Raw genomic sequence first — 1099 nt, 5'->3', positions numbered from 1 at the left:
AGGCGTGGATCGGCTGGCGCAGGTCATGACTGGCCTGGGCCAGGAAACGCGCCTTGGCCCGTTGCGCGACTTCGGTTTCGCGCAAGGCCCGCTGCAGCTGTTCGAGCAGATAATAGATGTAGCCCGGGACGATCACGGTGGTGATCAGCAGTGCCAGGGGGACCGCAGGATGCCGCAGCAGAAAGGGCGTGAAGGGGACCACCAGGGCCAGACTACCCAGCGCCAGGGCGGTCGCCAGCAGCAGATAGCCCCGCCCGTAGCGCAAGCCGTTGCCGACCGTGATCCACAGGATCACCCCATGCAACGCCAGCAGCTGTTCGCCGGCGAGGAACATCGAGTAGGTCAGGGAACCGTAGTCGAAGCTCATGGCGAGCAAACGGCGCCAGTGGCGGATGCCGGGGCGACGCTTGATGTGCCGCCAGAGCCAGATCGCCGCGAACATGACCCCGATGTAGCAGACGAGGATTCGCTCCAGGCTGCTCCGATCCAGGCCGCCGCAGTAGTACAGGACGATGATGTAGAGAATCGCCAGGCTGGCCACCACCAGGCGAATATGCGCCTGGCCCAGCTCGGCGTCCCGCCAATGCAGCGCTGGCAGGTCGTTGCGGATGTCCAGGAGCAGGCGAGACTTCAGCATGGTACTCGTCCAGGCGGCGGGCTCGAAAACTCGGGCGTACACCATGCAACCCCGGCTGCCTGTTGCAAGGCCTCAGGCCTCCACCGGCGGGACCGTCGATTCCAGCCGGAAGCTCCGCAGTAACGCCCGCAGCTCGTGGGGCCGGACCGGCTTGGACAGGATTGGTACCCGCGGATCGTCGATAGCACGCTGCACCTGGGTCACGTCGTGTCCGGAGATGACGATGGCCGGGACGTGCTGGCCCTGCAGGTCACGCAGGTAGGCCAGGCAATCGGCGCCCGAGGCGGTGCGGTCGAGGTCGAAGTCGGTGATCACTAGGTCGCAGGGGGTGAAGCCCTCGGGAATGCCGCTGGCGGTCTGCACCTCGCAGCCCCAGTGGCGCAGCAAAGTGGCCGTGGCCAGTAGCACGCTGGCTTCGTCCTCGATCAGCAGGATGCGCAGGCCCGACAGCGGTTGCGCGCC

1 protein-coding gene and 1 pseudogene are annotated in these 1099 nt (G+C 66.4%); both read right to left on the bottom strand.

Annotated features, from left to right (window positions below; genetic code table 11):
• A pseudogene (locus RND78_RS27780) lies at positions 1–637 on the bottom strand (hybrid sensor histidine kinase/response regulator); the annotation flags it as partial.
• Positions 638–709: 72 nt separating this feature from the next.
• On the bottom strand, positions 710–1099 hold a 390-nt coding region (locus RND78_RS27775; RefSeq protein WP_312733444.1), incomplete at its 5' end, for a response regulator.

This window comes from Pseudomonas oryzihabitans (assembly GCF_032027545.1).
GTDB lineage: Bacteria > Pseudomonadota > Gammaproteobacteria > Pseudomonadales > Pseudomonadaceae > Chryseomonas > Chryseomonas oryzihabitans_F.
This window is presented reverse-complemented; position numbering and strand designations above follow the sequence as displayed.